The sequence below is a fragment of the Maritalea sp. S77 genome (assembly GCF_049801075.1).
Classification (GTDB): domain Bacteria; phylum Pseudomonadota; class Alphaproteobacteria; order Rhizobiales; family Devosiaceae; genus Maritalea.
In genome coordinates this window covers 14,972-39,802 of the sequence record NZ_JBNAGG010000006.1, presented here as the reverse complement: position 1 = coordinate 39,802, position 24,831 = coordinate 14,972, and the positions used below count along the sequence as shown (strand labels likewise).

Annotated in this window: 24 protein-coding genes; 9 read left to right on the top strand and 15 right to left on the bottom strand. The window is 52.0% G+C overall.

Annotation, left to right across the window (positions count from 1 at the left end; translation table 11 throughout):
* Positions 1-38: 38 nt before the first annotated feature.
* Complete coding sequence (locus ACP15Y_RS15710) at positions 39-557, bottom strand: gamma-glutamylcyclotransferase (RefSeq protein WP_424984062.1); 519 nt, start codon at positions 555-557, stop codon at positions 39-41.
* A 109-nt stretch (positions 558-666) separates the two neighbouring features.
* Here ACP15Y_RS15710 and ACP15Y_RS15705 point away from each other — a divergent pair, with 109 nt between their 5' ends.
* Positions 667-1,641 (top strand): DUF2125 domain-containing protein, encoded by a 975-nt coding sequence (locus ACP15Y_RS15705; RefSeq protein ID WP_424984061.1) that lies wholly within the window; start codon positions 667-669, stop codon positions 1,639-1,641.
* A gap of 9 nt (positions 1,642-1,650) precedes the next feature.
* Here ACP15Y_RS15705 and ACP15Y_RS15700 read toward each other — a convergent pair whose 3' ends face one another.
* The 3 genes from ACP15Y_RS15700 to ACP15Y_RS15690 all read right to left on the bottom strand — a co-directional run bounded on the left by ACP15Y_RS15700 (position 1,651) and on the right by ACP15Y_RS15690 (position 4,531).
* The gene (locus ACP15Y_RS15700) at positions 1,651-2,595 is read right to left on the bottom strand and encodes a prephenate/arogenate dehydrogenase family protein (RefSeq protein WP_424984060.1); all 945 of its coding nucleotides are present in this window, start codon (positions 2,593-2,595) and stop codon (positions 1,651-1,653) included.
* Positions 2,588-3,682 (bottom strand): histidinol-phosphate transaminase, encoded by a 1,095-nt coding sequence (hisC, locus tag ACP15Y_RS15695; RefSeq protein ID WP_424984059.1) that lies wholly within the window; start codon positions 3,680-3,682, stop codon positions 2,588-2,590. The genes ACP15Y_RS15700 and hisC overlap by 8 nt, the downstream gene beginning before the upstream one ends.
* Positions 3,683-3,790: 108 nt before the next feature.
* The gene (locus ACP15Y_RS15690) at positions 3,791-4,531 is read right to left on the bottom strand and encodes a class I SAM-dependent methyltransferase (RefSeq protein WP_424984058.1); all 741 of its coding nucleotides are present in this window, start codon (positions 4,529-4,531) and stop codon (positions 3,791-3,793) included.
* An 87-nt stretch (positions 4,532-4,618) separates the two neighbouring features.
* Here ACP15Y_RS15690 and gloB point away from each other — a divergent pair, with 87 nt between their 5' ends.
* Positions 4,619-5,392, top strand: a complete 774-nt coding sequence (gene gloB, locus ACP15Y_RS15685) for a hydroxyacylglutathione hydrolase (RefSeq protein WP_424984057.1) — start codon at positions 4,619-4,621, stop codon at positions 5,390-5,392.
* A 140-nt stretch (positions 5,393-5,532) separates the two neighbouring features.
* The gene (locus tag ACP15Y_RS15680; RefSeq protein ID WP_424984056.1) at positions 5,533-5,793 is read left to right on the top strand and encodes a hypothetical protein; all 261 of its coding nucleotides are present in this window, start codon (positions 5,533-5,535) and stop codon (positions 5,791-5,793) included.
* Positions 5,794-5,808: 15 nt separating this feature from the next.
* Here the strand turns inward: ACP15Y_RS15680 and fumC are convergent, their stop codons facing one another.
* The gene (gene fumC, locus ACP15Y_RS15675) at positions 5,809-7,200 is read right to left on the bottom strand and encodes a class II fumarate hydratase (protein ID WP_424984055.1); all 1,392 of its coding nucleotides are present in this window, start codon (positions 7,198-7,200) and stop codon (positions 5,809-5,811) included.
* Here fumC and ACP15Y_RS15670 point away from each other — a divergent pair.
* Positions 7,194-7,865, top strand: a complete 672-nt coding sequence (locus tag ACP15Y_RS15670; RefSeq protein WP_424984054.1) for a DUF2867 domain-containing protein — start codon at positions 7,194-7,196, stop codon at positions 7,863-7,865. The genes fumC and ACP15Y_RS15670 overlap by 7 nt on opposite strands.
* Positions 7,866-7,927: 62 nt before the next feature.
* On the opposite strand, the gene rpmF is transcribed toward ACP15Y_RS15670, so the two are convergent.
* Complete coding sequence (gene rpmF, locus ACP15Y_RS15665; RefSeq protein ID WP_236115093.1) at positions 7,928-8,110, bottom strand: 50S ribosomal protein L32; 183 nt, start codon at positions 8,108-8,110, stop codon at positions 7,928-7,930.
* Positions 8,111-8,313: 203 nt separating this feature from the next.
* On the opposite strand from rpmF, the gene ACP15Y_RS15660 reads away from it, so the two are divergent.
* Both ACP15Y_RS15660 and ACP15Y_RS15655 read left to right on the top strand, forming a co-directional pair.
* Positions 8,314-9,216 (top strand): polyprenyl synthetase family protein, encoded by a 903-nt coding sequence (locus ACP15Y_RS15660; protein WP_424984053.1) that lies wholly within the window; start codon positions 8,314-8,316, stop codon positions 9,214-9,216.
* The gene (locus ACP15Y_RS15655; protein ID WP_424984052.1) at positions 9,216-9,779 is read left to right on the top strand and encodes a class I SAM-dependent methyltransferase; all 564 of its coding nucleotides are present in this window, start codon (positions 9,216-9,218) and stop codon (positions 9,777-9,779) included. Before ACP15Y_RS15660 ends, ACP15Y_RS15655 begins: the two co-directional genes overlap by 1 nt.
* A 3-nt stretch (positions 9,780-9,782) precedes the next feature.
* On the opposite strand, the gene ACP15Y_RS15650 is transcribed toward ACP15Y_RS15655, so the two are convergent.
* From ACP15Y_RS15650 to ispG, 3 genes are read right to left on the bottom strand one after another with little or no spacing between them, the layout of a single operon-like run.
* On the bottom strand, positions 9,783-11,168 hold the full coding sequence (locus ACP15Y_RS15650; RefSeq protein ID WP_424984051.1) for a pyridoxal phosphate-dependent decarboxylase family protein: 1,386 nt from the start codon (positions 11,166-11,168) through the stop codon (positions 9,783-9,785).
* A complete protein-coding gene (locus ACP15Y_RS15645; protein ID WP_424984050.1) occupies positions 11,158-11,658 on the bottom strand; it encodes a GNAT family N-acetyltransferase in 501 nt (166 codons plus the stop codon). The genes ACP15Y_RS15650 and ACP15Y_RS15645 overlap by 11 nt, the downstream gene beginning before the upstream one ends.
* Complete coding sequence (ispG, locus tag ACP15Y_RS15640) at positions 11,651-12,883, bottom strand: flavodoxin-dependent (E)-4-hydroxy-3-methylbut-2-enyl-diphosphate synthase (RefSeq protein ID WP_424984049.1); 1,233 nt, start codon at positions 12,881-12,883, stop codon at positions 11,651-11,653. The genes ACP15Y_RS15645 and ispG overlap by 8 nt, the downstream gene beginning before the upstream one ends.
* Before the next feature lie 267 nt (positions 12,884-13,150).
* On the opposite strand from ispG, the gene ACP15Y_RS15635 reads away from it, so the two are divergent.
* Positions 13,151-14,347 carry a multidrug effflux MFS transporter gene (locus tag ACP15Y_RS15635; protein ID WP_424984048.1) on the top strand — a complete coding sequence of 399 codons (1,197 nt, stop codon included), beginning with the start codon at positions 13,151-13,153 and terminating at the stop codon, positions 14,345-14,347.
* A gap of 121 nt (positions 14,348-14,468) precedes the next feature.
* Entirely contained in the window at positions 14,469-14,789 is a 321-nt protein-coding gene (locus ACP15Y_RS15630; protein ID WP_424984046.1) for a YkvA family protein, read from the top strand.
* Between the two features lie 89 nt (positions 14,790-14,878).
* Here ACP15Y_RS15630 and pyc read toward each other — a convergent pair whose 3' ends face one another.
* Complete coding sequence (gene pyc, locus ACP15Y_RS15625) at positions 14,879-18,322, bottom strand: pyruvate carboxylase (protein WP_424984045.1); 3,444 nt, start codon at positions 18,320-18,322, stop codon at positions 14,879-14,881.
* 79 nt (positions 18,323-18,401) lie between these two features.
* On the bottom strand, positions 18,402-18,812 hold the full coding sequence (locus ACP15Y_RS15620; protein ID WP_424984044.1) for a TIGR01244 family sulfur transferase: 411 nt from the start codon (positions 18,810-18,812) through the stop codon (positions 18,402-18,404).
* 223 nt (positions 18,813-19,035) lie between these two features.
* Between ACP15Y_RS15620 and glpK the strand changes: the two genes are divergently transcribed.
* The gene (gene glpK / locus ACP15Y_RS15615) at positions 19,036-20,541 is read left to right on the top strand and encodes a glycerol kinase GlpK (RefSeq protein WP_424984043.1); all 1,506 of its coding nucleotides are present in this window, start codon (positions 19,036-19,038) and stop codon (positions 20,539-20,541) included.
* A gap of 1 nt (position 20,542) precedes the next feature.
* Here the strand turns inward: glpK and ACP15Y_RS15610 are convergent, their stop codons facing one another.
* From ACP15Y_RS15610 to ACP15Y_RS15595, 4 genes are all read right to left on the bottom strand, one after another.
* On the bottom strand, positions 20,543-21,574 hold the full coding sequence (locus ACP15Y_RS15610) for a quaternary amine ABC transporter ATP-binding protein (protein ID WP_424984042.1): 1,032 nt from the start codon (positions 21,572-21,574) through the stop codon (positions 20,543-20,545).
* Positions 21,571-22,455 carry an ABC transporter permease gene (locus ACP15Y_RS15605; protein ID WP_424984041.1) on the bottom strand — a complete coding sequence of 295 codons (885 nt, stop codon included), beginning with the start codon at positions 22,453-22,455 and terminating at the stop codon, positions 21,571-21,573. The genes ACP15Y_RS15610 and ACP15Y_RS15605 overlap by 4 nt, the downstream gene beginning before the upstream one ends.
* A gap of 75 nt (positions 22,456-22,530) precedes the next feature.
* Positions 22,531-23,529: an ABC transporter substrate-binding protein gene (locus tag ACP15Y_RS15600; RefSeq protein ID WP_424984040.1), complete on the bottom strand. Its 999-nt coding sequence runs from the start codon at positions 23,527-23,529 to the stop codon at positions 22,531-22,533.
* Between the two features lie 244 nt (positions 23,530-23,773).
* Positions 23,774-24,751, bottom strand: coding sequence for a glycine betaine ABC transporter substrate-binding protein (locus ACP15Y_RS15595; RefSeq protein ID WP_424984039.1), 978 nt, complete (start codon positions 24,749-24,751; stop codon positions 23,774-23,776).
* Positions 24,752-24,831 lie beyond the last annotated feature (80 nt).

Below are 24,831 nucleotides of genomic sequence, written 5' to 3'. Positions count from 1 at the left end.
GGCTTTTTACTCTAACAAATAAAGTGAAATGGCGCGCGCTAACCGTGCTTGAGTGCGCGCACCAAGGCGTCTAATCCATGGTCTTGAATACCCATGTCCACCAAATGGGCATAGGTATTCACCACATAATCCACGTTGGGGCCAGCCTGTCCCTGCCCTTGCCGCACCAACTTCAGCTGCTCATCATGATCAAGCCGCCCAGCATATTGCCTGTGGCGAGGATCTGCCAAATAAACCAGCGCATCTACATGCCGTCCATCATCCAAAGCAATGCGGCGCGACGTTTCCCGATAAACACCATTTTGCTGCTCTCGCGCGTGCAAATAGGCATAGGTTTTATCCCAAAGATGGGGATCAACTTCAAATGCCATGCCTCGACATGCCCCACCGCGGTCGAGCCCAAAAACCAACCCAGGACAATCTTCCGTACCGCGGTGCGTGAAGGAATAAATACACAGCTGGCGATGCGCCCCACGCAACAAGGCAGGGCTTTTGGTCAAAAACTCAAAACCGGGGTGCCAAATTAAGGAGCCGTAGCCGAAAACCCACTTTCCCATCAATTCGCCAAATCACCTGTTTGAAAAACCATCATTGAGATGTACAAACTTCTCTTTAAAGACACAAGGCGTGCGCAAACGAACGCCGCACAATCGTTAGGATTTGATCATGGCAAAATTCAAAATCATGCTGGCGGCAATAATTTTCGTGTGCGGGGCAGTTGCGGCTGCGTGGTTTTTCGTGGCGCGACAAATTGATCAGCAAATTCAAACGGCCATTGATGATCCGGAATTAAACCTCGAATGTGCTGACCGCAGCGTTTCTGGTTTCCCCTTCCGTTTTGATGTACGCTGCATGAACGCGACCCTACACTCGGGCGATGCAACCATCTCTATTCCAAAGATTGAGGCGACTGCACTTTTTTATCGCCCGACCCATATCCTGGCGTTCCTTGAAGGCCCCATCGAATATGAAAACGCCTTTACTGGTGCCAAAAAACAATTGCGGTTCGAAAAGGCCGAAGCCAGCGCGCGCGCCAATTTCTCCATGCAACTACAGCGGGTTTCTGCTCAATTGCTCAAGCCTGTCTGGTCGGATCAATTGATCGGCACAGTAGATGTCGCTAATGCCGATTTGATCGAAGCGCATCTCTTGGCCCATGCAGAAAAGGATAGCGGCTTTTTCGCCTACGCAACTTTCAAAAATGTACAAAGCCCACAAATGGGCGTGGAAACATTGGACACGCAAATTGAAGCGGAAATCACCACGCTCGATCAAAATCTGAACAATTGGATGTTCCCCGACATTTTGCGAAAATTCGCTGCTGAAGAGGGGCAATTGCGGATCGCAAAATATGAAACCAAAGGGCGTATAGTGCCGCTGGGGCAAAGTGAAGCACAAGAAATTGCACTGACTGCCGATGGTGAGTTTGGCCTAACTGAACAAGGTTTCTTGCAAGGTATTTTGCGCACAAAATCGCAAAATATTGTCAGCCAGTTCGACCTGTCCGCCCTTGGCCCCATGGCCGCGGCTATTGTTGGTGCCCCCGATCAAGAGGGCAACCACAATATTCCCGTGATGGCGAATGCAGGCGTGATCAGCTTGGGCATGGCACCAATCTATATGGTGCCAGCCCTATTTTAGGCAACAAACCTAAGCCTGATCTTCATCAGCTTCTGCCCGATGGTGCCGGCCAAAGTCGGCCTCATCAGTTTCCTGCCCCGCATCAATAATCGAACGCCGAATATTGCGGGTGCGGGTAAACAAGCCTTCCAGCATCTCGCCATCGCTATCGCGCACAGCCCGTTGCAACATGCTGAGATCTTCTAAAAAGCGCCCCAACATCTCCAACACCGCTTCACGGTTGGTGAGGAAAACATCACGCCACATAATGGGGTCGGACGCAGCAATCCGCGTAAAATCACGAAAACCACCAGCAGAAAATTTGATCACTTCTGACTTTGTTACGCTTTCCAAATCATCAGCGGTGCCCACAATGTTGTACGCAATCAAGTGCGGCACATGGCTGGTGATCGCGAGTACTAAATCATGGTGCTTTGCATCCATAATTTCCACGTCTGAACCAATAGCTTCCCAAAAGGCTTTCAACCGGTCGACGGACAATTGCGCAGCATTGTCCGTGGGCGTCAAAACACAAAACCGATGATCAAACAATTCCGCAAAGCCACTTGCAGGGCCAGATTTTTCGGTGCCCGAAATCGGGTGCCCGGGAATAAAGTCCACATGAGCAGGCAGCACATCTTGCAGCGAATTGACCACATGTTCTTTTACCGAGCCCACATCAGAAACAATCGCGCCCGCTTTCAAACCCGGGGCGATCTTTTCGCCAATTTCGCGATAAGTTCCAACGGGCGTACAAAGGATCACCAGATCTGCATCCTTCACCGCATCCAGCGGGTTTTGATGAAATGCATGTCCCAACTCAAGCTTCTCAGCTTCGGACAAATGCTGCGGCGAAGCGTCTGAAATCGCCAGCTCCGCGGTTAGATTGCCGCGCAAAATTGCACGCGCAATAGAAGATCCGATCAAGCCAATCCCGATAATGGCAATACGGTCAAATTGAATGGTCTCAGCCATGTTCACTCATTTCTTGTAACGTTTGGATCACCAATTTCATCTGCGCTTCAGTCCCCACGGAGATGCGCAAGCAATTGGGCAGGCCATAGGAGTGCATTTCACGCACAATCAGGCCCTTTTCCATCAATAGATTAAAGGCGTCAGCCGCTGTGAACCCTGGCTCATCAGCAAACTCGGTCAACACAAAATTGCACTGACTTGGATAGGTTTTAAAGCGGTTGGACTGCAATTCGCGCACCAATAGTTCGCGCATCTCAGCATTGTGGCGTTTCAATTCTGCTGTAAATTCAACATCTTGAACCGCCGCTTCCGCAGCAGCTTGCGCAATGCCATTCACATTGAACGGGCCACGCAGCCGATTATAAACATCCAAAATATGCGGCGGACCATAGAACCAGCCAACACGCAAATGCGCCAAACCGATCTTGGAGAATGTGCGGGTCATCACCACATTCTCAGCGCGGTTCACAAGCGCGATGCCCGCCTCATAATCTGATGCATCCACATATTCCGCATAAGCTGCGTCAAGCACCAACAATATGTCAGCGCGCAACCCTTGATGCAGGCGATTAATTTCATCCGCATCCAAATAGCTGCCAGTTGGATTGTTTGGATTGGCAAGAAACACAATACGCGTTTTCTCAGTCACCGCCGCAAGCAACGCATCTACATCCGCCTTTAAATCCATTTCAGACGCCTGCACGCAAGTGCCGCCCGCCGCTTTGGTGACGATAGGATAAACCAAAAAGCCATATTGCGACATCAAGGTCTCATCGCCCGGGCCTACATAAGCCTGTGCCAATAAGTGCAAAATCTCATCTGACCCTGCACCTACGCCGATGCGATTTGGGTCCAACCCATGCACCTCACCAATGGCCGTGCGCAAGGCTGTTGCGCCACCATCCGGATATTCCGCCAACTTCTCCGCATAATCCCGATAGGCATGAATGGCTTTCGGGCTGGCGCCCAAAGGCGACTCGTTGGCGGAGAGCTTGGCCAAAGCCTGGCCAGTTGGTGATTTGGATTTGCCAGGCTTATAGGCGGCAATGTCCAAAATCGAGGAACGTGCAATTGGTTTGTCTGACATTTTGTTCTTCCTGAAGAATTTAGCCGGGCGCACCATAGGCAAAGCCTTGCCAAGACGCAAAGAAAACTCTGTTATCCTTTGGTGTTTATCGCGGAAGGCGAACGGACTTTAACGCAAATGTCCAGTGGGCCAAGCTGGTTGCGACACCAAGCCCGGTACATTTGCAAATTTTGGCACCCGACGACGGCGGGTCACAGCGGGATACATTTCCTTACGCGCCCGCACCAACATAACTCCGGCAAGGCCGGAGCCCAACAAGCGCCCAAGCGTTTCAAATAAGCGAGCTGATTTAAGCAGCGGCGCAAAATTGGACGGCGGCAAATAAAGCGCCTCGCGCCAAACTTCCGGCGTGAAGGAATGATCCTTAAGCAAACGCGCCAACTGGTTTTGAGAAAATGGATGGCCATGGCCAAAAGGCGTAGTATCGCGCTGCGCCCAAAAACCTCGTCGCCGGGGCACAACCAGAATCACCCGCGCACCCGGCGCAGTGATACGCCATAATTCTTGCATAAATTCTTCTAGATCGAACAGATGCTCCAACGCGTGGATAGCAATCACAACATCGACCGCACTGTCAGTCAAAGGCAATTCAAGCGGGTCCACCAAGGCGGAAAGGCTTGGCGCATCCTGCGGCCAATGGGTCACGCCCTGGCGCTGCGGCATAAAGGCCATCACCCGCTCTGCATCAGCCCGCAAGCGGCTGAGATAGGGCGTAACATATCCAATACCCAACACCCGTTGCCCTTGCACCGGCGCAAGGGGCAACATGGTATCCGCAATCAACCGCCGGGAAATGCGCCCCAACGGCGACCGGTAAAATTGCATTAAATCATCAATCGTTACCGACATTGGCCCGGGTTCACCTCGCATTGCACTTGCATTAAATGTAGTCTGCCAGCAGCCATAATGCCAACGCCAATTTTAAGGGATTCACTGATGACGCAAAAGTTTGAAATTGAAATGCTACCGGTGCTCGACACCAATTATGCGATTTTCATCAAATGCTGCACCACAAACAAAGTGGCGATGATCGATGCCCCTGATGATGACAAAATATTGGACTTTTTGGATGCACGTGGCTGGCAGCCAGATATGGTGTTGGTGACCCACCGCCATTGGGACCATGTAGACGGGCTTGGCAAAATCAACGAACGGTATAACCCGATCATTGTTGTGCCCGAGGCGGAAAAAGATCAGATTTCACCCCATAGCGAAACAATCGCCCCCGGCGCAATTCTCCCTTTCGGCGCGGGCCATTTTACAATTCTATCAACGCCCGGCCACACCAGTGGTCACATTGCCTATTTCTTGCAGGAGCAGCCAACCCTTTTCGCTGGCGACGCGCTATTTTCTGTTGGTTGCGGCCGCATGTTTGATGGGCCGGCTGATGCCATGTGGCAAGGCCTAAGAGAATTGCGCCGACTGCCGGACGAAACCGCGCTTTATTGTGGCCATGAATATACCATCGACAACATCAAATTTGCGCTGAGCCTAACCCAAGACCATCAAGCCTTGAAGCAACATTTGCAGTGGGCTGAAGAGCGCCGCGCCGCGAACCAAGCCACGCTGCCCTCAACCCTTGGATTTGAGAAAGCCAACAATCCATTTCTGCGAATTGATGACCCTCTTATCGCCAAGGCAGTAGACAAATTGGGCGCGCCGGAACATGAGATTTTCGCGGCAGTGCGGAAGGCAAAAGACCAGTTCTAACGTTAACCTCCCGTCTTAACCACACCATCAGAAACCCGCGGGCAAAAGTTAACAAATCCTTTATGTGGCCATCATTTGCTGGCATACTTGCTGAAAAATAAGGGCAATAATGTCCCATTTTGAAACAGGTAGGCAAATTGATGGCTGCAGAACGGAACGATAAAGCAATGGCATATGTGCCGATTGTGATTGAAGGTCAGTCACATCAGGCTCGTCGTCGCCATGCCTATCGGCCTGAGGCCCACTTCGTCGCCCATCTGTTGGCACAGCGACCAAACGTGATGCCCAATCGGCGCCAAGCACGGCCCGGCACTCACGTCGCGCAATCTGCCTACCGCGCCAATGCGGAACGCATTATCAAGCGGATGCCTGCTGGATATAACCGCACGATTGACGCCTAGCAGCGGTTTGCAGCGCTAGGCCTTTGGCCCAATCATTTTTTCAGGCCGTACGATCTCATCAAATTCTTGCTCGCTCAGCAGCTCAAGCTTCAACGCAGCCGCACGCAAAGACGTGCCGTTTTGATGCGCATATTTAGCGATCTTGGCTGCAGAATCATAGCCAATTCTCTGATTGAGCGCTGTCACCAACATCAAAGATTGCTCCAAATGGTTCTGGATATTCTCTCGATTCGGCTCCAAACCCACCGCGCAATTGTCGGCAAAACTATTCAACCCATCCGCAAGCAAACGTACAGATTGCAAGAAGTTATAAGCAATCACTGGTTTGAACACATTCAACTCAAAATTGCCCTGGCTGGCGGCAATGCCAATAGTGGCATCATTGCCCATAACCTGTGTGGCAATCATCGTCAGCGCTTCAGATTGAGTGGGGTTCACCTTGCCCGGCATAATGGATGATCCCGGCTCATTCGCTGGCAAGTTCAACTCCCCAATGCCACAACGCGGACCTGAGCCGAGCCAGCGCACATCATTGGCAATTTTCATAGCCGCGACGGCCAATTGCTTGACGGCCCCATGCATACCCACAAAAGCATCATGCGCAGCCAAATAAGCAAACTTGTTTTCAGCCGTCACAAATTGATGCCCTGTTAGCTCCGCAATGCGTTGCGCCACGCGCGCTGCATATTCAGGATGTGTATTGAGGCCAGTGCCAACAGCGGTGCCGCCAAGCGCTAGTTGCAACATTTGCGATTCTTGCGCTTCGATTGCCTCCAGCGCAAAGTCGAGTTGGGCAACCCACCCGCTAATCTCCTGCCCCAAGCTCAGGGGCGTAGCGTCTTGCAAATGCGTGCGGCCGATTTTGATGATGTCGTCATATTGCTTGGCCTTTTTGTCCAAAATATCACGCAAGTGGCGCACCGCAGGCTTGAGCCGCTTCACCAACTCTTGTACCGCCGCAATATGCATGGCAGTGGGGAATGTGTCGTTCGAGCTTTGGGATTTATTGACGTGATCATTCGGGTGGATCGGCTCCTTGGTGCCCATCTGCCCACCTGCCATTTGAATGGCTCGGTTGGAGATCACCTCATTCACATTCATGTTGGATTGGGTACCTGACCCGGTTTGCCAGACTTTAAGCGGAAAATGATCATCAAGCTGACCAGAGGCGACTTCATCCGCTGCCGCAACAATCAAATCTTTCTTGTCGGCCTCCAACAAGCCCAACTCACAATTAACTTGCGCCGCCGCCTTTTTCAAAATGGCGAATGCGTGGACCACTTCAATCGGCATCAGCTCATTGCCAATGGCAAAATTTTGCATCGAGCGGGCAGTCTGCGCGCCATAATAACGGTCAACTGGCACCTCAATCTCACCCATTGAATCAGTTTCGATACGTGATGTCATTTGCCGCTCCTTTAAGTGCTGTTCAAAGTCTGCCGCATCATCAATTGATTTCATTTTCTTTGCAACCAATCTGCCCCACCCCCCGCGACAATTTCGCCCTGTCGCTCGACGCAGAATTGGCGTTTAATGCGCCCAATTGCATTGAGGACAAAGAAATGCGCGCAAAAGCCGACCGATTGCCCCTTTCCGCCAAACTCAACGAACATATTGGCCGAAAAGACTTCGTAGATTGTTTCAGCGTAGAACTCGGTGAAGTGGGGTCCCACATCACGATTGATGAACTGGCCCGCAGTTTCGCCACAACCCCACCCAAATGGGCGCAATTTTTGCTCATGCTGCGCAATATATTGGTAAAGCCGTTTGGGCTGCGCATTAAGTTTGACGGCAATCAATCGCAAAAGGGCGAGTGCAGACCCGGCGAACTCATAAATTTCTTTCGCATCTATTATCGCGACAATAATGAGATTTTGATGGGCGACGACGACACGCATCTAGATTATCGCGTCTCCGTCTATCGTTTGCCCAATCGCCCCAAAAAGCTCTATGCCGCCACATGGGTGCATCGGCACAATTGGGTGGGATACAGCTATCTGTTTTTAATCAAGCCATTTCACAAATTGATCGTGCGCTCCATGGTGACCCGCGGCGCACGCTCATTAAGCTGAACGCAAAAAAGCCTGCCTCCAAGGGAGACAGGCTTTAATTTCTTGCACAAAGCACAAACGACTTAGCTGTCGCGGGGCTCCATGATTTGACGACCGCGATACATGCCGGTTTTCAAATCAACGTGGTGCGGGCGACGCAATTCGCCGCTATCTTTATCTTCAACGTAAGTTGGTGCCTTAAGGGCATCTGTTGAACGGCGATTGCCGCGCTTCATGCCGGACACTTTTTTCTTAGGTACTGCCATGGTTCTAACTCCATCAACAAAACGGCACCTGCACGAAAAGTGAAAGCGCCATCTAGCAAACTTTAATCTGTTGGCGCGGGTTATACGCGTTCTTATGCGGTTTGGCTAGTCTTAATTCGCAACAAAACCACTATTGATCTTGTCAATTGGGGCCGATAGTACTCTTTTTACCCGTCAACCTGCCGCAAAGCAATAAGGGCACTATGTCTGACCTGAATGTCGCCATGGCTGAGACCGCTCAAAAAATCGAGCAGTTTTTAGAACATCACCTAACCGCACAACAGCTTAGCAGGCCCCTGCCCGCACCAAATCGCTTGGTTGAAGCGGTGCGCCATGGCGCGCTGAACGGCGGCAAAAGACTGCGCCCCGTTCTGGTGGCGCTTACTGCAAAGTTGTTTGAGGCGCCTCAAGGCAATTTCATTCAGGCTGGAGCGGCGATTGAATGCGTGCATTGTTATTCGCTGGTGCATGATGATCTGCCAGATATGGACAATGATGAATTGCGCCGCGGCAAACCCACAGTGCACATCGCCTTCGACCCCGCCACCGCAATTTTGGCTGGAGATGCCTTACTGACCCATGCCTTTGAATTGTTGGCCGATGCAAACTGCCACCCCGATCCGGCATTGCGCAATCAATTGGTGATTGAGTTGGTGCAAGGTGCTGGTGTGGGCGGCATGGCGGGCGGGCAAATGCGCGACATTGAGGGGGAACGCCAAGGCTATGATCCGAAAACAATCTCGCTGATCCACGCCATGAAAACGGGCGCACTTATCCGTGCCTCTGTGCGCATCGGCGCGCTGATGGGCGGCGCAAATAAAAATGAATTGGACATCCTCACTCAATTTGGCGAGGCAGCGGGCCGCATCTATCAATTGGCAGACGATATTTTGGACGCGACCCAAAGCTCGGAGCAATTGGGCAAAACCGCTGGCAAGGATGAAGCCCAAGGCAAATCAACCTTGATCGCCAGCCACGGCTTGGACCACGCAAAATCTGCGTTGCGGTCTGAACTGCAATCTGCCCTTTCCTTGCTCGATCCATTTGGCAAACGGGCAACGCCTCTGGCACAATTGGTCACCCACTTTGCAGAAAGGACGTCCTGATGAGCTTCTATGATGACCCCGAAAATGCCGAGAAATATGTCCAAATGGCTGAAGGCTATGATGGCGCAGAACTGATCAAAATTCTCACCAGCCATCTGCCAGATGGCAAATCTTTATTGGAATTGGGCATGGGCCCCGGTGTGGATTTAGACTTGCTGGCCAAGCATTATCAAGTGACAGGATCTGACTATTCAGCCTATTTTGTTGAGCGATATAAAAAGGCGAATCCCGAGGCTGACGTGACCGAGCTCAACGCGATCACCATGGACATTGCCCGCCAGTTTGATTGCATCTATTCCAACAAAGTGCTGCACCATTTCTCAGATGATGAGTTGCGCCAAAGCTTTGCAGCGCAAGCCGAATGCTTGAACGATGATGGCCTTCTCTTCCATAGCTTTTGGCGTGGCGACAGTATGGAAGAAATGATGGGCATGCGCTTTTACTATCGGCAACCCGAGCAACTGGCCGCCCTTTTGGGTGAACAGCTAAAATTGGTGCAAAGTGCGGTCTATACTGAGCTCGAAAAAGACGATTCTTTATGGGTGCTGGCACAAAAGCGATAAGTGCTAGGTCAAAAACTCTTTCAGCACCGTTTCAACCATCATCACATCGTCGCGGGTACAATCGAATTGACCGACCTGCACGCGGATCACCAAACGCCCCTTATGGTGCGTTTGAGTGAGATAGATACGCCCGTCATCATTGATCTTTTGCAACAGCTTTTCAGTCGCCACATCGCCTGCGTCCAGCGCAAAGCTGAACAAAGAGAGATGTGGCGGCGTGGTCATTTCAACACCAGGTAATTGTGCAATTTTGCCATAAAGCTCATTAGCCCATGCCACATGATTGCGGATGCGTTGCCGCAAATCTTCCAATCCATGCGCGCGCAGCAAAAACCAAATCTTTAGCGCTCTGAAACGACGGCCAAGCGGCACTGTCCACTCATTGAAATTGGTGACTTCTGACGTGCCCAAAGTTTCCAGATAAGTTGGCCGCAAACCAAGCGTGCGCACTTGATCAACAGGATTGCGCATAAACTGCACCGCACAATCAAATTGCGCTCCCAGCCATTTATGCGGATTAAAGACAATGCTATCAGCGCCTTCGGCCCCATCCCAAAGTTCACGAAACTCGGGGCAGATCATGGCGCTGCCCGCCCAAGCCGCATCAATATGCGTGGGCAAATCTTCTTCACGCGCGATGGCAATGCAATCCTTCATTTTGTCAAATGCACCAACCGACGTGCCGCCTGCACACAGCACAATGCCAATAGGCAAATAGCCCGCCGCGCGATCTTCCTTGATTGCCTGCGCCAACAGATCTGGCCGCATGGACAAATCGTCATCCACTGGGATTTTCACCAAATTATCTTGGCCAATGCCCGCAACCCGTATGGCCTTATCAATGCTGGAATGGGTTTCGCCACTGGCGTAAATCCGCATACGCGGCTGGCCCGAGAGGCCCTCATAAAGCCCCTTCCATTCCAACGCCGCCTCACGCATGGTCAAAATGGCCGAAAGGGTGGCCGTGGTGGCGCTATCATGGATGGTGCCGGTAAACGCATCTGGTAGGCCAAGCGCTTTGCGCAGCCACACCATCATCGCCTGTTCCACCTCGGTCGCGGCAGGTGCTGTCTGCCAAATCAAAGCATTGCTGGCCATGGCATTGACCAACTGCTCCGCCAACATGGACACAGGTGCCGCATTGGCTGGGAAATAGGCAAAAAAGCGCGGATGCTGCCAATGGGTCATCGCACCTGGCACCAACGATGTGAAATCCTCCCAGATTGTTTCCATCGCTTCGGCTTGCTCTGGTGCTGAAGTAGGCAATTGATCCCGCAACGACCCCGGTTCCAGCGTGGCCCGCACCGGCCGCTCTCTCAGGCCCCCATGATAATCATGTGCCCAATCTGCTGCCTTTTTGCTCCACTCTTTTAAGCCCTTATGATCCATATTTCTCCCCCCGGTCCGCGCGCTTTGCTGCACGCTGTACAATTGGATGCTGTCTCAACACATCTAGGCGATGGACAAACGCAACACCCTTTTCATTTTCTCGTATGATCTCAAAACCTAGTTTTTGATGAAAGTCCATCGACAGGCGATTGGCTTTATAGACATGACTTTCCACATGCACCTGTGGACTAGCATTAGTGCGCTCCAAAAGCTGCATGAGCAATTCACTCATAATTGCGGCATTGCGATGATCCGGCCGAATGGCAAAGCCACCCACAAACCAGCGATCATCTTTGGGCCAGATATAACTATAGGCAATTAATTCATCATCGCGCCAAATATCAATGATCTCCGCGCAATCAAACCGTTGTGCCAATGCTTGTCGATGCGATTCGCGTTCAAACCGATCTCCCGCAGCCTCGGTGTGCTCTTTCAGCAGCAACATATCGAGATCAACAATGGCGTCTAAAAGCGCGGTGTCCCTAACCACCAAACCTATTCTCAATATAGTCGGCCACCATCACTTTAAATTCATTGGCAATGTTGGGTCCACGCAAGGTTTTGGCCTTCTGCCCATCAATAAACACGGGGGCGGCTGGCGTTTCACCTGTACCGGGTAGCGAAATACCAATATCGGCATGTTTGCTTTCGCCCGGCCCATTCACAATGCAGCCCATAACTGCAACACTCAAACCTTCAACCCCAGGATATTTCTCTTTCCAAACCGGCATGGAGCTGTCCAGATGATCCTGAATATCTTTTGCCAATTCTTGGAACACAGTGGACGTGGTGCGGCCACAGCCCGGACAAGCGGTGACGACTGGCAGAAACTGCCGGAAGCCCATGGTCTGCAACAATTGCTGCGCCACTTGCACTTCCAAAGTGCGATCACCGCCCGGTTCCGGCGTCAGCGAAATGCGGATCGTGTCGCCAATGCCGCGCTGCAGCAAAATGCCGAGCGCTGCTGACGAGGCAACAATGCCTTTCGCGCCCATGCCGGCTTCGGTCAGGCCGAGATGCAAACCATAATCACAACGCTGCGCAAGGTCGGTATAAACATCAATCAAATGCTGCACATTTGACACTTTGGTGGAGAGCAAAATCTTATCGCGCCCCATGCCCAATTCTTCCGCCCGCGCTGCGGACATCAAAGCGGATTGAATGATCGCTTCGCGCTGCACCCGCGCTGCGCTCCATGGCTGGGCGCGTTCAGCATTTTCATCCATTAATTTGGTCAGCAACTCTTGATCGAGCGAGCCCCAATTGACACCAATGCGCACCGGCTTGTCATTTTGATTGGCAATGTCGATCATTTGCGAAAATTGCGTATCACGCTTGGCTTTAAAACCCACATTGCCCGGATTAATCCGATATTTGGCCAGCGCTTCAGCGCAAGCAGGATGATCCGACAACAGCTTGTGCCCGATATAGTGGAAATCGCCCACAAGTGGCACATTAATGTTCATGGCCATCAGCCGATCACGAATATGAGGCACGGCCGCCGCCGCTTCATCCCGATCCACGGTGATCCGCACAATTTCCGACCCAGCGCGCCACAGCTCGGCCACCTGGCGCACAGTCTTTTCAATGTCGGCTGTGTCCGTATTGGTCATGGATTGCACCACGATCGGCGCATCGCCACCAACCTGCACATCGCCAACCATTACGCCAACTGATTTTCTGCGGGAAATCACTTCGGATCCAAGATCAGACATGGAGAACTCCTTTATTGCCTACAGCATATAAGGCCAACCGCAGCCCGGTGCAACCAAACTATCGGTGAACCAATGAACGCGAGGTCGCATCTTCAATTCACCTTCTCCGCTTGGCAAATTGCTCATTTCATGTTTTGTTTCCGTCCCCCGAGTCGTGCGGCACATTGCCATATGACCTTGCATTTTTCATGTCACCTTGTTGGCGACGTGATATTTTTCTTTTCAAATTGCCGACCCTTGTTCGACGCCCTAATCGAAAGACTATTCATGGACCGCAACATACTTAAATTTTCGCTCATACTGGGCTTAATGAGCGCCATCGGTGCCTTCGCCATCGATATGTATTTGCCCGCATTGCCGCTATTGGCGGAAGATCTGCAATCTTCAACCTCTGCCGCGCAATTGACCCTTATGTCTTATTTCATCGCCTTCGGCGCAAGTCAGCTCTTTTATGGCCCGGCCAGCGATATGTTTGGCCGCAAGAAGCCCATATATTTTGGCCTTGGATTGTTTTTACTGTCGTCCATTGGATGCGCTTTTGCGCCCAATATCGAAACCCTAATTGTGCTGCGCTTCCTGCAAGGCATTGGCGCGGCGGCCCCCATGTCCATTCCACGGGCGGTGATCCGCGATCTCTATACAGGGCAAAAGGCAACCCGCATGATGTCGACCATCATGATCGTAATTTCGATCTCCCCCATGCTCGCGCCACTTCTGGGCAGCATGGTTATCGTTCCATTTGGTTGGCGCGCTGTATTTCTCACCATCGCGTTCGCCACCATATTGTCGATCGCACTGGCGGCCTTTGCCTTACCAGAAACTTTAAAGCCAGAAAACCGCGTAGCCTTTGATGCCAAAACCATGTTCAATAGTTTTGGTGTCTTGCTGCGTGATGCCAACTATCTCGGTCTCACCTTTATTGGTGGGCTGGGCATGGCAGCGTTTTTCACTTTTTTGGGCAGCGCATCATTCGTCTATATGGAGCATTTTGGCCTCACGCCAACCCAATTTTCCTTGGCATTCGCGGCCAACGCATCTGGCTTCTTTGTCGCCTCACAATTCGCCGCCACCCTCATGGGCAAATTTGGCGCTGAGCGGCTAATCCGTGCTGCAACATTAGGCTATGCCATCATGGTGTTGATCTTGCTCGGTGTGTTCTTCTCGGGCTTTGGCAGCTTAACGTCACTCATCATTCTTTTCATCATCGCCAATGGCTTCATGGGATTGATCATTCCAACTTCCATGGTGTTGGCGCTGGAAGAGCATGGGCCAATTGCAGGGGCAGCCGCATCGCTTGGCGGCACCATGCAAATGATGCTCGGGGCATTGGCCATGGCCATATCTAGTCTCGTGTTTAATGGCACCCCTGTGCCAATGTTGGCCGTGATCGCCCTATGCGGTGTTGGCGCCTTCATTCTGTCGCGCATCACGGTGCGGCATCCGGCGACCACCGCGGCAGAGTAAGCCGCAGTCTTAACGGTCAAATTTGGCCATAAATCTTGAAATTGAACCCATCTGACCTATCTATAGTTCAGGTGGGTTTATTTTTGCCGCCACATTTGGCTTGATTTCGAGGAGGGTGAATATGAATTTGATCGTTCAAAGATTGGTCCGGTTTCGCCGCGAAATCGTGACTTTGTGGCATGCTTTCTGGCATCCACTCACCCCAACCTATCTCAAAGCACTTACGATTTTGACTGCGCTATACGTGATCAGCCCGATCGACCTAGTGGCCGATTTCATCCCGGTCTTGGGCTGGATTGACGATTTTGTCATCGTATCCTTCGCCGTGTCGTGGATTGTGTCGCGCTTGCCCCGCGCCACCACGCAGACACAAACGCATCAATATGATGAACCTTTGTCAGACGATGACAAAACCATCGATGGCACCGCGCGTCGCCGATAGGCCGGACAACAAAAAGGCGGACAAAATGCCCGCCTTTTCGAATTTTCATGATCAGTCAGAGCCTAAGTTCACCTAGGCAATCTCCCTGTTTATTCTTCAAAGCGCACCAGCAAATCCTTGGCATCAATCTGATCGCCCGGCTTCACCAGCACTTCGGCGATCACCCCATCATTCTCCGCGTGGATGGCTGTTTCCATCTTCATCGCTTCAATAGAGAGCAACACATCGCCCGCCTGAATTTCCTGCCCGGCTTTCACCGCCAAGGTAGAAACCACGCCCGGCATTGGCGCACCCACATGATTGACGTTTCCAACTTCAGCTTTTGGCCGCGCAACAATTTCGCTGGCCATTGAACGATCAGGCACAGCAACCGTACGCGGCTGGCCGTTCAGTTCAAAGAACACCCGCACCATGCCTTTTTCGTTTGGCTTGGATTGGCCCACGAGCTGGATCACCATGGTTTTGCCTTTTTCAAGGTCAACCAACAGCTCGTCACCCGCTTCAAGCCCATAGAAATAGGCAGGCGTTGGGATCACGGATGTTGGTCCATAAGTCTTTTGCGCCGCCATAAATTCGGTGAACACTTTTGGGTACATCAAATAAGAGGCCAAACGGAAATCATCAATCTCCAACTCGGTGATTTCTTCGATCTCTTTGCGCTTGGCTTCAAGATCAACAGACTCGAGATAAGCACCCGGACGCTTATCCAGCGCCTTTTTGCCTTTCAACACCTTGTCCTGAAGGCCCTTTGGGAAACCGTTGGGCGGCTGACCCAAATCTCCAGCAAAGAAGCCCACAACAGAATCTGGGAACGACACGTCGCGGCTTGGGTCTTCAACCTCTTCGCGGCTCAAGCCGGAAGAGACCATGGCCAAAGCCATATCGCCCACCACTTTCGAGCTTGGCGTCACCTTCACAATGTCCCCGAACATGTCGTTCACATCAGAATAGGTTTGTGCCACTTCGTGCCAGCGCGACTCAAGCCCCAAGGAACGCGCTTGCTCCTTAAGGTTGGTGAACTGACCACCCGGCATTTCGTGCAGATAAACCTCAGATGCACCTGAGCGCAGATCACTCTCAAAGGCCCGATATTGCGTGCGCACCGCTTCCCAATAGAACGAGATTTCCCGGATTGTTTTCGCATCCAATTCAGGGTCACGTTCTGTGCCGCGCAGTGCCGCCGCAAGCGAGCCAAGACATGGCTGCGATGTGGTGCCAGAGAAGCTATCCATCGCCGCATCAATCGCATCAACGCCCGCATCGACGGCCGCCAAAACGGTCGCCGCAGCTGCGCCGGAGGTGTCGTGCGTATGGAAATGTATCGGCAGGTCGGTTTCTTCCTTCAAGGTCGAAATCAATTTGCGCGCGGCAGCTGGCTTCAACAACCCGGCCATATCTTTCAGCCCAAGCACATGCGCGCCTGCTTTTTCCAACTCTTTGGCCAAGCCCACATAATATTTCAAATCATAGGTGGCCCGGTCCGGATCAAGCATGTCACCGGTATAGCAAATCACGCCTTCACAGACTTTGTCCGCCTCGATCACCGCATCCATAGAGACGCGCATGTTTTCCACCCAGTTCAGGCAGTCAAACACGCGGAACACATCGATGCCGCCTTTAGCCGCTTGTTCCACGAAGAACTTCACCACATTATCCGCGTAATTGGTGTAGCCAACGCCATTGGAACCGCGCAGCAACATCTGCGTCATAATGTTAGGCGCTTCTTCGCGAATGATCGATAGGCGCTCCCATGGGTCTTCGGTCAAGAACCGCATAGACACGTCAAAGGTCGCGCCGCCCCAACACTCTAGCGAGAATAGGTTGGGCATGCCATGGCTATAAGCCTTGGCAATTTTGACAATATCGTTGGTCCGCATCCGTGTGGCCAATAGGCTCTGGTGCGCGTCCCGCATGGTGGTGTCAGTAAACAACACCTGCTTTTGCGCCTTCATCCATTTGGCCAACCCGTCTGGCCCGTCACGATCCAGAATTTGGCGCGTACCGTCCAATACAGGTGGTGGCGCAAATTTAGGCACAACGGGCGCCGCCGCTTCCGCTGGCGGCTTTGGGCGATCCTTAACCTCGGGATGGCCGTTCACTGAAACGTCCGCCAAATAGGTCAACAAACGCGTTGCCCGGTCGCGCCGTTTTGGGAAATCAAACAGCTCAGGCGTATTGTCGATAAAGCGCGTGGTGTAGCTATTATCCCGAAACTTTGGATGAGAAATAATGTTCTCAAGGAAATTGAGGTTTGTGGTCACGCCGCGAATACGGAACTCGCGCAAGGCCCGGTCCATCCGTGCAATCGCATCTTCCGGTGTCTGCGCCCAACACGTCACTTTTTCGAGCAAAGGATCGTAATAGCGCGTGATCACCGCACCAGAATAAGCGGTGCCACCGTCCAAACGTACGCCGAAACCTGTCGCGCCGCGATAGGCAGTGATGCGGCCATAGTCAGGAATAAAGTTTTCTTCCGGATCTTCTGTCGTCACCCGACATTGCAGTGCGTGACCATTCAAATGAATGTCTTCTTGGTTCGGCACGCCAGACTTGGGATCACCAATCTTTTCGCCTTCCAACACGCGAATTTGCGCTTTGACGATATCGATGCCCGTCACTTCTTCAGTGACAGTGTGTTCCACCTGAATGCGCGGGTTCACCTCGATGAAGTAAAACTCGTCACTATCCGCATCCATCAAAAACTCAACGGTGCCCGCACCGCGATAATTAGCTGACTTGCCCAATTTGATCGCCGCGTCGGTGAGGCCCTTGCGCACTTCTTCGGTCAGATAAGGCGCAGGTGCCCGCTCAACCACTTTTTGGTTGCGGCGCTGCACCGAGCAGTCCCGCTCAAACAAATGCACCAGATTGCCGTGATCATCACCAATCAACTGCACTTCCACATGGCGTGCACGCTCGACCAGCTTTTCAAAATACATTTCGTCTTTGCCGAAAGCTGCTTTGGCTTCCCGCTTGGCTTCCGCCACTTCCGCCCGCACAGCCTTCTCATCGCGGATCACGCGCATACCGCGACCCCCGCCGCCCCAGCTGGCTTTCAACATCAATGGGAAGCCAATTTCCTTCGCCATTTTGACGACTTCTTCAATATCGTCTGGCAAGGGGTCAGTTGCAGGCACCACAGGCACACCTGACTCAACAGCCAAGTTCCGCGCCGCAACCTTGTTGCCCAATGCCCGCATTGTCTCAGAGCGTGGGCCGATAAAGATGATGCCCGCATCCGCACACGCATCGGCAAACTCAGGGCTTTCAGAAAGAAGGCCGTAGCCAGGGTGAATAGCATCCGCGCCACATTGCTTGGCAATGCGGATATATTCATCAATCTGCAAATAGGCCTCAACAGGTCCCAAGCCCTTGCCGATCAAATAGGCCTCGTCCGCTTTGAACCGATGTAACGCCAATTTGTCTTCTTCAGCAAAAACCGCAACGGTTTTTAGGCCCAATTCATTGGCCGCGCGAAAAACGCGAATGGCAATTTCACTTCGGTTTGCAACAAGGATTTTTTTAATCGACATAGCTTCTCACTTTTTCAAAAGTGTTGAACACAAACCTATCCAACGCGCCACAACGCAGTTGGTTCGGTCATGGGTGGGGTTATTCGCCTAAATATTGCGCCAAATGCGACACATCATATCCCGCCTGCGCGGCAGATTTGATGATTTCGTCAGCGGGCATCTCTCCCGCTTGGCTCAAGGCCCAAAGGGTGGTGGAGCGTGTACCAGACCGACAATAGGCAAACACTTTGCCGTCGCTGGCCATCGCATTGCGTGTGGCCTCGATCATGTCGGGGCTTACACCCTCGCGCCCCATTGGGATCGCAATATAGTTTAACCCTAGCTTTTTCGCTTCTTCTTCAATCACCGCGCCATCTGGTTGCTCAGGCGCTTCGCCATCTGGGCGATTATTGATGATGGTTGTAAAGCCTGCCTCTTTGAGGGCGGGCAAATCATTGGGCGAAATTTGCGGTGAGACACTCACCTTCTCATTGATGGTTTTAATGTCCATCTTATCGTCCTTTCATCTCGACCGCACGCTTCAACATGCAGGTCACGAAGGTTATAGGCGGGGCGAAAGGGCCATGGCAAGCACATCTGAAACCAAAACGTCACCAAATAAAGAAATATATTTATCAATTGGGATGAGTTGGGCACTAAAATTCAGTTTGGCTTGAATTTTTAGACCATATGATTGAAATTCTTGAGCAAATATCAGAGGAGGCCTGCGGCAAATGTCTAAACAACATAAAAACTATTTACTCGCCATCGATCAGGGAACCACATCCAGCCGCGCCATCATTTATGACGCCTCCTTGCAGCCTCTCGCCAGCGATCAAAGCGAGTTTGAACAAATCTTTCCGCGCGATGGCTGGGTTGAACACAATGCCAATGAGATTTGGGACACGGTGCTCGCCACCATCAAGGGCGCCATCCAGAAGGCCAACATATCTGCCACAGATATCGCCGCCATCGGCATCACAAATCAACGCGAAACCGTCACCCTGTGGGACCGGACAACTGGCGAGCCGCTGCACAATGCAATTGTTTGGCAAGATCGGCGTACCGCAGGCTATTGCGCCGAACTGAAACAAGCTGGTCACGAAAAGACTGTGACTGGCAAAACCGGATTGCTGCTCGACCCCTATTTCTCTGGCACCAAAATCAAATGGCTTTTGGACAATGTGGACGGGGCGCGGGACCGCGCAAAAAAAGGCGAGCTGGCCATCGGCACAATCGACAGCTGGCTGATTAACAAACTCACAGGCGGCGCGTCACACGTAACCGACGCCACCAATGCCAGCCGCACATTGCTGTACAATATTCATGAGGGGAGATGGGATCAGGACCTTCTTGATCTATTCGATATCCCTGCTGCACTCTTGCCTGAAGTGAAAGACTGCGCTGCCGATTTTGGGATGACTGACGAAGCCCTTCTTGGAGCAACCCTGCCCATCACAGGCGTCGCAGGCGACCAACATGCAGCAACCATCGGCCAAGCCTGCTTTGAAAAGGGCATGATCAAATCGACCTATGGCACAGGCTGTTTTGCCATGATGAATGTGGGCGACAAACCCCTCGCCTCCTCCAATCGCCTATTGTCGACCTTGTGCTATCAACTCGATGGCAAGCCAACCTACGCGCTGGAAGGCTCCATCTATATGGCAGGCGCCACGGTGCAATGGCTACGCGATGGATTAAAAATTATCGAAAATTCATCGGAAGTGAATGATCTCGCCGCTGAGGCAGACGAAACCCAATCGGTCTATTTGGTCCCCGGCTTTGTGGGCCTAGGCGCACCCTATTGGGATCCAGACGCTCGAGGTGCCATCTTCGGCCTCACCCGCAATTCTGGCCCCAATGAACTGGCCAAAGCGGCGCTGGAATCTGTGGGTTATCAAACCCGAGACCTGATCTCAGCCATGAATGCAGACTATGGCGACAATGTTGAAGTGCTGCGCGTCGATGGCGGCATGACCGCATCTGACATGACCATGCAGTTTTTGGCCGATATGTGCCAGATCCCGGTGGACCGCCCCACCAATCTAGAAACCACTGCCAAAGGCGCCGCCTATCTCGCAGGCCTACATATCGGCATATGCCCAAAGCCCAGCGAGATGATGGAAAAGTGGGATCTAGATCACCAATTCAAACCCAACCAATCAACCGAATGGGCCGATAAAAAATATGCGGGCTGGCAAGATGCCGTCGCCCGCACACTATCTGATCATAGCGGATAACCTAGCCCGTGACACCACTGTGCCGCGCGAGGGCTTTGATCACCTGCTTGGCTGTCACCTTGCCCACAATTTCATCTTTGGCATTGGTGACGCCTACCCAGTCATATTCGGCAAACAGGGGCAACACATCTTCGCAGCGGGCGCTTTCAGATACGGAGGCCTCGCAATCTGTGAAGACGCCCTGTTCCATTATGGTGTGAACATGGATCGCGCGAGCGCGATTAACATCCTGCACAAACTCTTGCACATGCGCATTGGCAGGGTTCAACACCACCTCTTCCGGACGGCCCGATTGCACCACCGCGCCATCTTGTAGCACCGTGACTTGATCGCCAATTTTAAGCGCCTCATCAAAATCATGCGTGATGAACAAAATGGTTTTGTTCAATTCTTTTTGCAACGCCAACAACTCGTCCTGCATACCGGAACGAATAAGCGGATCAAGCGCCGAAAAAGCTTCATCCATCAGCAAAATATCCACGTCCATTGCCAATGCGCGCGCCAACCCGACACGTTGTTGCTGACCGCCAGAAAGCTGGTGCGGTCTTGATTTTTCATAGCCATCCAACCCAACGGTAGACACCCATTGCGCTGCAATCTCGAGCCGTTCTTTTTTCTCAACGCCGCGAATTTCCAAGCCATAGGCCACATTGTCGATCACCGAGCGGTGCGGCAAAAGTCCAAATTTCTGGAACACCATCGCAATTTTGGTGCGCCGAAACGTGCGCAGCTCTTCAAGACTCATATCGAGCACGTTCTGCCCATCGACAAAAATTTCGCCCGCAGTCGGATCGATCAATCGGTTGACATGGCGGATAAGCGTTGATTTGCCGGAACCGGAAAGGCCCATCACTACATGTAATTTGCCGGGTGCAACCTTTAAATCAACATTATTCAAACCGATCACATGGCCAGTGTCTGCCTGCAATTGATCCTTTGATCCACCAGCCTGCAATTTTTGCAAAACCATTTCCGGCGACGGACCAAAAATCTTGGTCACTCCGCGCATTTCAATCTTATATTGATTGCTCATGAGCGACCTCCTGCCAAGCCGATCTGTTCTTGTAGCTGCTTGCCATAAGCCTGCGTAATCCGGTCAAAAATAATCGCCAGAACCACAATGCCCAAGCCCGCAAACACGCCGCGGCTGACCTCTAGGCGTCCAATGCCTTGCAGCACTTGATAGCCCAGCCCCCCTGCGCCAATCATGGAGGCAATCACCACCATCGCCAAGGCCATCATGGTGGTTTGGTTCACCCCAGCCAAAATGGTGGGCAAGGCCAACGGAATTTGCACCCCAAATAATCTTTGTCGTGGCGATGCGCCAAAGGCCTGTGCCGCTTCCATCACGCTTGGTTCAACCTGCCGGATACCCAAATCCGTTAATCGCACCAAAGGCGGCGCGGCATAAACAATTGTGGCCAGCAAGGCAGGAATTTTGCCTGGGCCGAAAATCATTACGGTCGGGATCAAATAGACAAAGCTCGGCATGGTCTGCATCAAATCCAAAATTGGCGTCACAAGGCGTTGCACAATATGCGAGCGTGCCATCACGATGCCCAAAGGAATTGAGAAAACAATGGCCGTCACGGTTGCGGAGATCATCAGCGCCATGGTTTTAACGCTATCTTCCCAAAGCTCCATCAGCCCCATAAACACAAGGCCAATAATCACAACCAATGGAAGGGTCCATTTGCGGGTGGCGCCATAGGCCAATGCAGCGAAGGTTAAAATGATCATCCACCAGGGCACGGCCAACAGCCAATCTTCAATTGTGTTGAGCATCACCAGCAATGGATAGGCTGCCGACTCAAACGCGTCACCCCAATGACGCACCACCCAGTTCAGGCCATCATCCAGCCAAATCCGAAGCGGTCGCGTATTAATGAATTCTGGAAATTCGCCTTCAAACATGCCCAAAACTTTCTCATGCAAAATGGCCAGACGATCTTATCGCCTGGCCATCTCAATCATTCTTTTCAACGCGCCCTAAAGAGCCGCCTTCACTTTTTCGGCCACCTCAGCAGATACCCACTGGGTCCACACGGCTTCTTCCGTTTTCAAGAAGTTTTCCGCTGTCTCTTCTGCACCCGCTTTGTTTTCAGCGCCCCAGTTCAACATGGTCGAGATTTGAACATTGTTTAGCGCAACATCACTCAAATATTCAAAAACCACTGGCGCTTCGTCCGCCACCCACGCAGCAGTACCAACAGTTACAGGCGGCGTTGGGAAAGCGCTTTTGCCTTTGGTTTCACAAGCGGAATCAACGTTACATGCCCAAACTTCTGGATCATGCGCAGGCATTTCCAGCTGCACCATGTCATATTTACCCATGATGGCTGTTGGGCCCCAATAATAGAACACGATCGGTTCTTCACGCTCAAATGCACGAACAATCGAGGCATCCAAATTGCCGCCAGAGCCTGGTGAGAACAAATTGAAGCTATCTTCTAACTCATAAGCTTCAAACAATGCCGCATTGGCAATTTCGCACCCCCAACCTGGAGGGCAAGAATAGAAACGGCCCTGATCTGGATCGTCTGGATCAGAGAACAATTCTGCGTGCGCAGGCAAATCTTCAACTTTTTTCAAGTCTGGGTTTTCTGCTGCCAAATAAGCAGGAATCCACCAGCCCTCAACCGCGCCGTCTGAAATGGCAAGGCCAGCATCTTTCACCGCGCCTTCATCCAAACCTTTTTGCCATTGGTCTTGAATGGTGCCGATCCACAACTCAGGGGCAATCGCCGGGCGACCTTTGGTCAGCATCGACGCTGAGGTTGGCACAGTATCACCAGCCACCACTTCAACATTACAGCCAAAGCCATCTTCAAGAATTTTGGCATGAATATGCGCCAAAGCGGCCGCGGAGGGCCAGTTCATTTCAGCGATATCAATTTTTCGGTCCGTGCCACATTCGGCTGCCATTGCACCGCCTGCCGCGCCCACTGCAACAATGGCTGTTGCAATCGCCAATTTAAGTCTTTGCATGTCTAGTTCTCCCGACTTTTCTGCAAGATCTTTCACCAGCATATCTAGGCTAGATATCACGGTCAAATATGAGAGACACAAGGAAAGAAGCGCATTTACTTAAATAAGACCAAATAATAGCGACACCATCAAAAACAGCATCAAGTTGGCCAGCACGAATATTCAAAAATTCAGAAGGTTCTTTCCCGTAAAGTGACCGCAAAACAATTTTATTTGAACAAGATTGACCTAAACGGGCCTAGAATCAGGGCGCCTCAACCCAATTTTGCCAAATATCAGGGAAGGTCGCGACAAAATGCGTCGCCGTGGCCTGTGCAGAAAGCCCCTGCCGCTCTTGCACGGCCAACAGCTCATTCATGGTCGCGATGGGTAAGCTGGCGCGGCGCAAATAGCCGAGCAATTCGGGCATATCAACACGCACCTCACTCGCAGCCACCAGCCCGATTTGCTCACTCGGAAAGTTGCTTGCGATCGGCGACGCGCAATTAGCTTGTGCCAAACACGGATAGGCATCCGCATTAAACTCGCCGAGGGAAAGGGCCGCAAACTCGAACTGGTGCAACACAGCATTGGGCTGCCAATAATAAAAAACGGCAGGTTCACGCGCAGAGATCACCTGACTGATCAATTGATCCATTTCGAAACGGGATTGAGGCACCACCACTTGGAACACATCACTTAGCCCATAGGCGCGTATCAAATTATCATTGATGATGTGGCACGCCCATTTTTCCGGGCAGGTCACAAATCGAATTTTCTCACGCTCATAAAGCGCAGGCATTTCGGTCAATTTGGACGCATCACGCAATTGCGGAAAATCGGACACCACTTTGGCCGGCGCAAACCACCCTTCCAATGTGCTTTCATCAAATGTCGAGGCCGCCATAAAAGCGCGTTGAGCTTCGCCAATCTGGTTCCACTGCGCCGCCACACGGGTCACCCAGAATTCGGGCACAATATTTGGTTCCTGCGCCGCATCAATGGTGGCAGCCACATTGGCCAAATCGCTTGGCACCACTTGTGCGTCACAATCAAACTGGCTGCGGATCAATTGCTGATGAATATGCGCCAGAATGCTGGCTGATGGCCATTGCAAATCGGCAATCGTTACAGCTTCGCCCCGACAGCCTTCAAAGTCCTCATCATCTGTTGATTGCGCGGATGCGCCTAGCGCACCCAAACCAGCGATCAAAAAGACTATTATTGCTGCCCAATTGCGCATTGCGCCCATCCTTTGCCGAACCGCTGCCAATGTGACCAGTTTGTCGCGATAAATCAATCTGCCAATCACAAATCAAACAT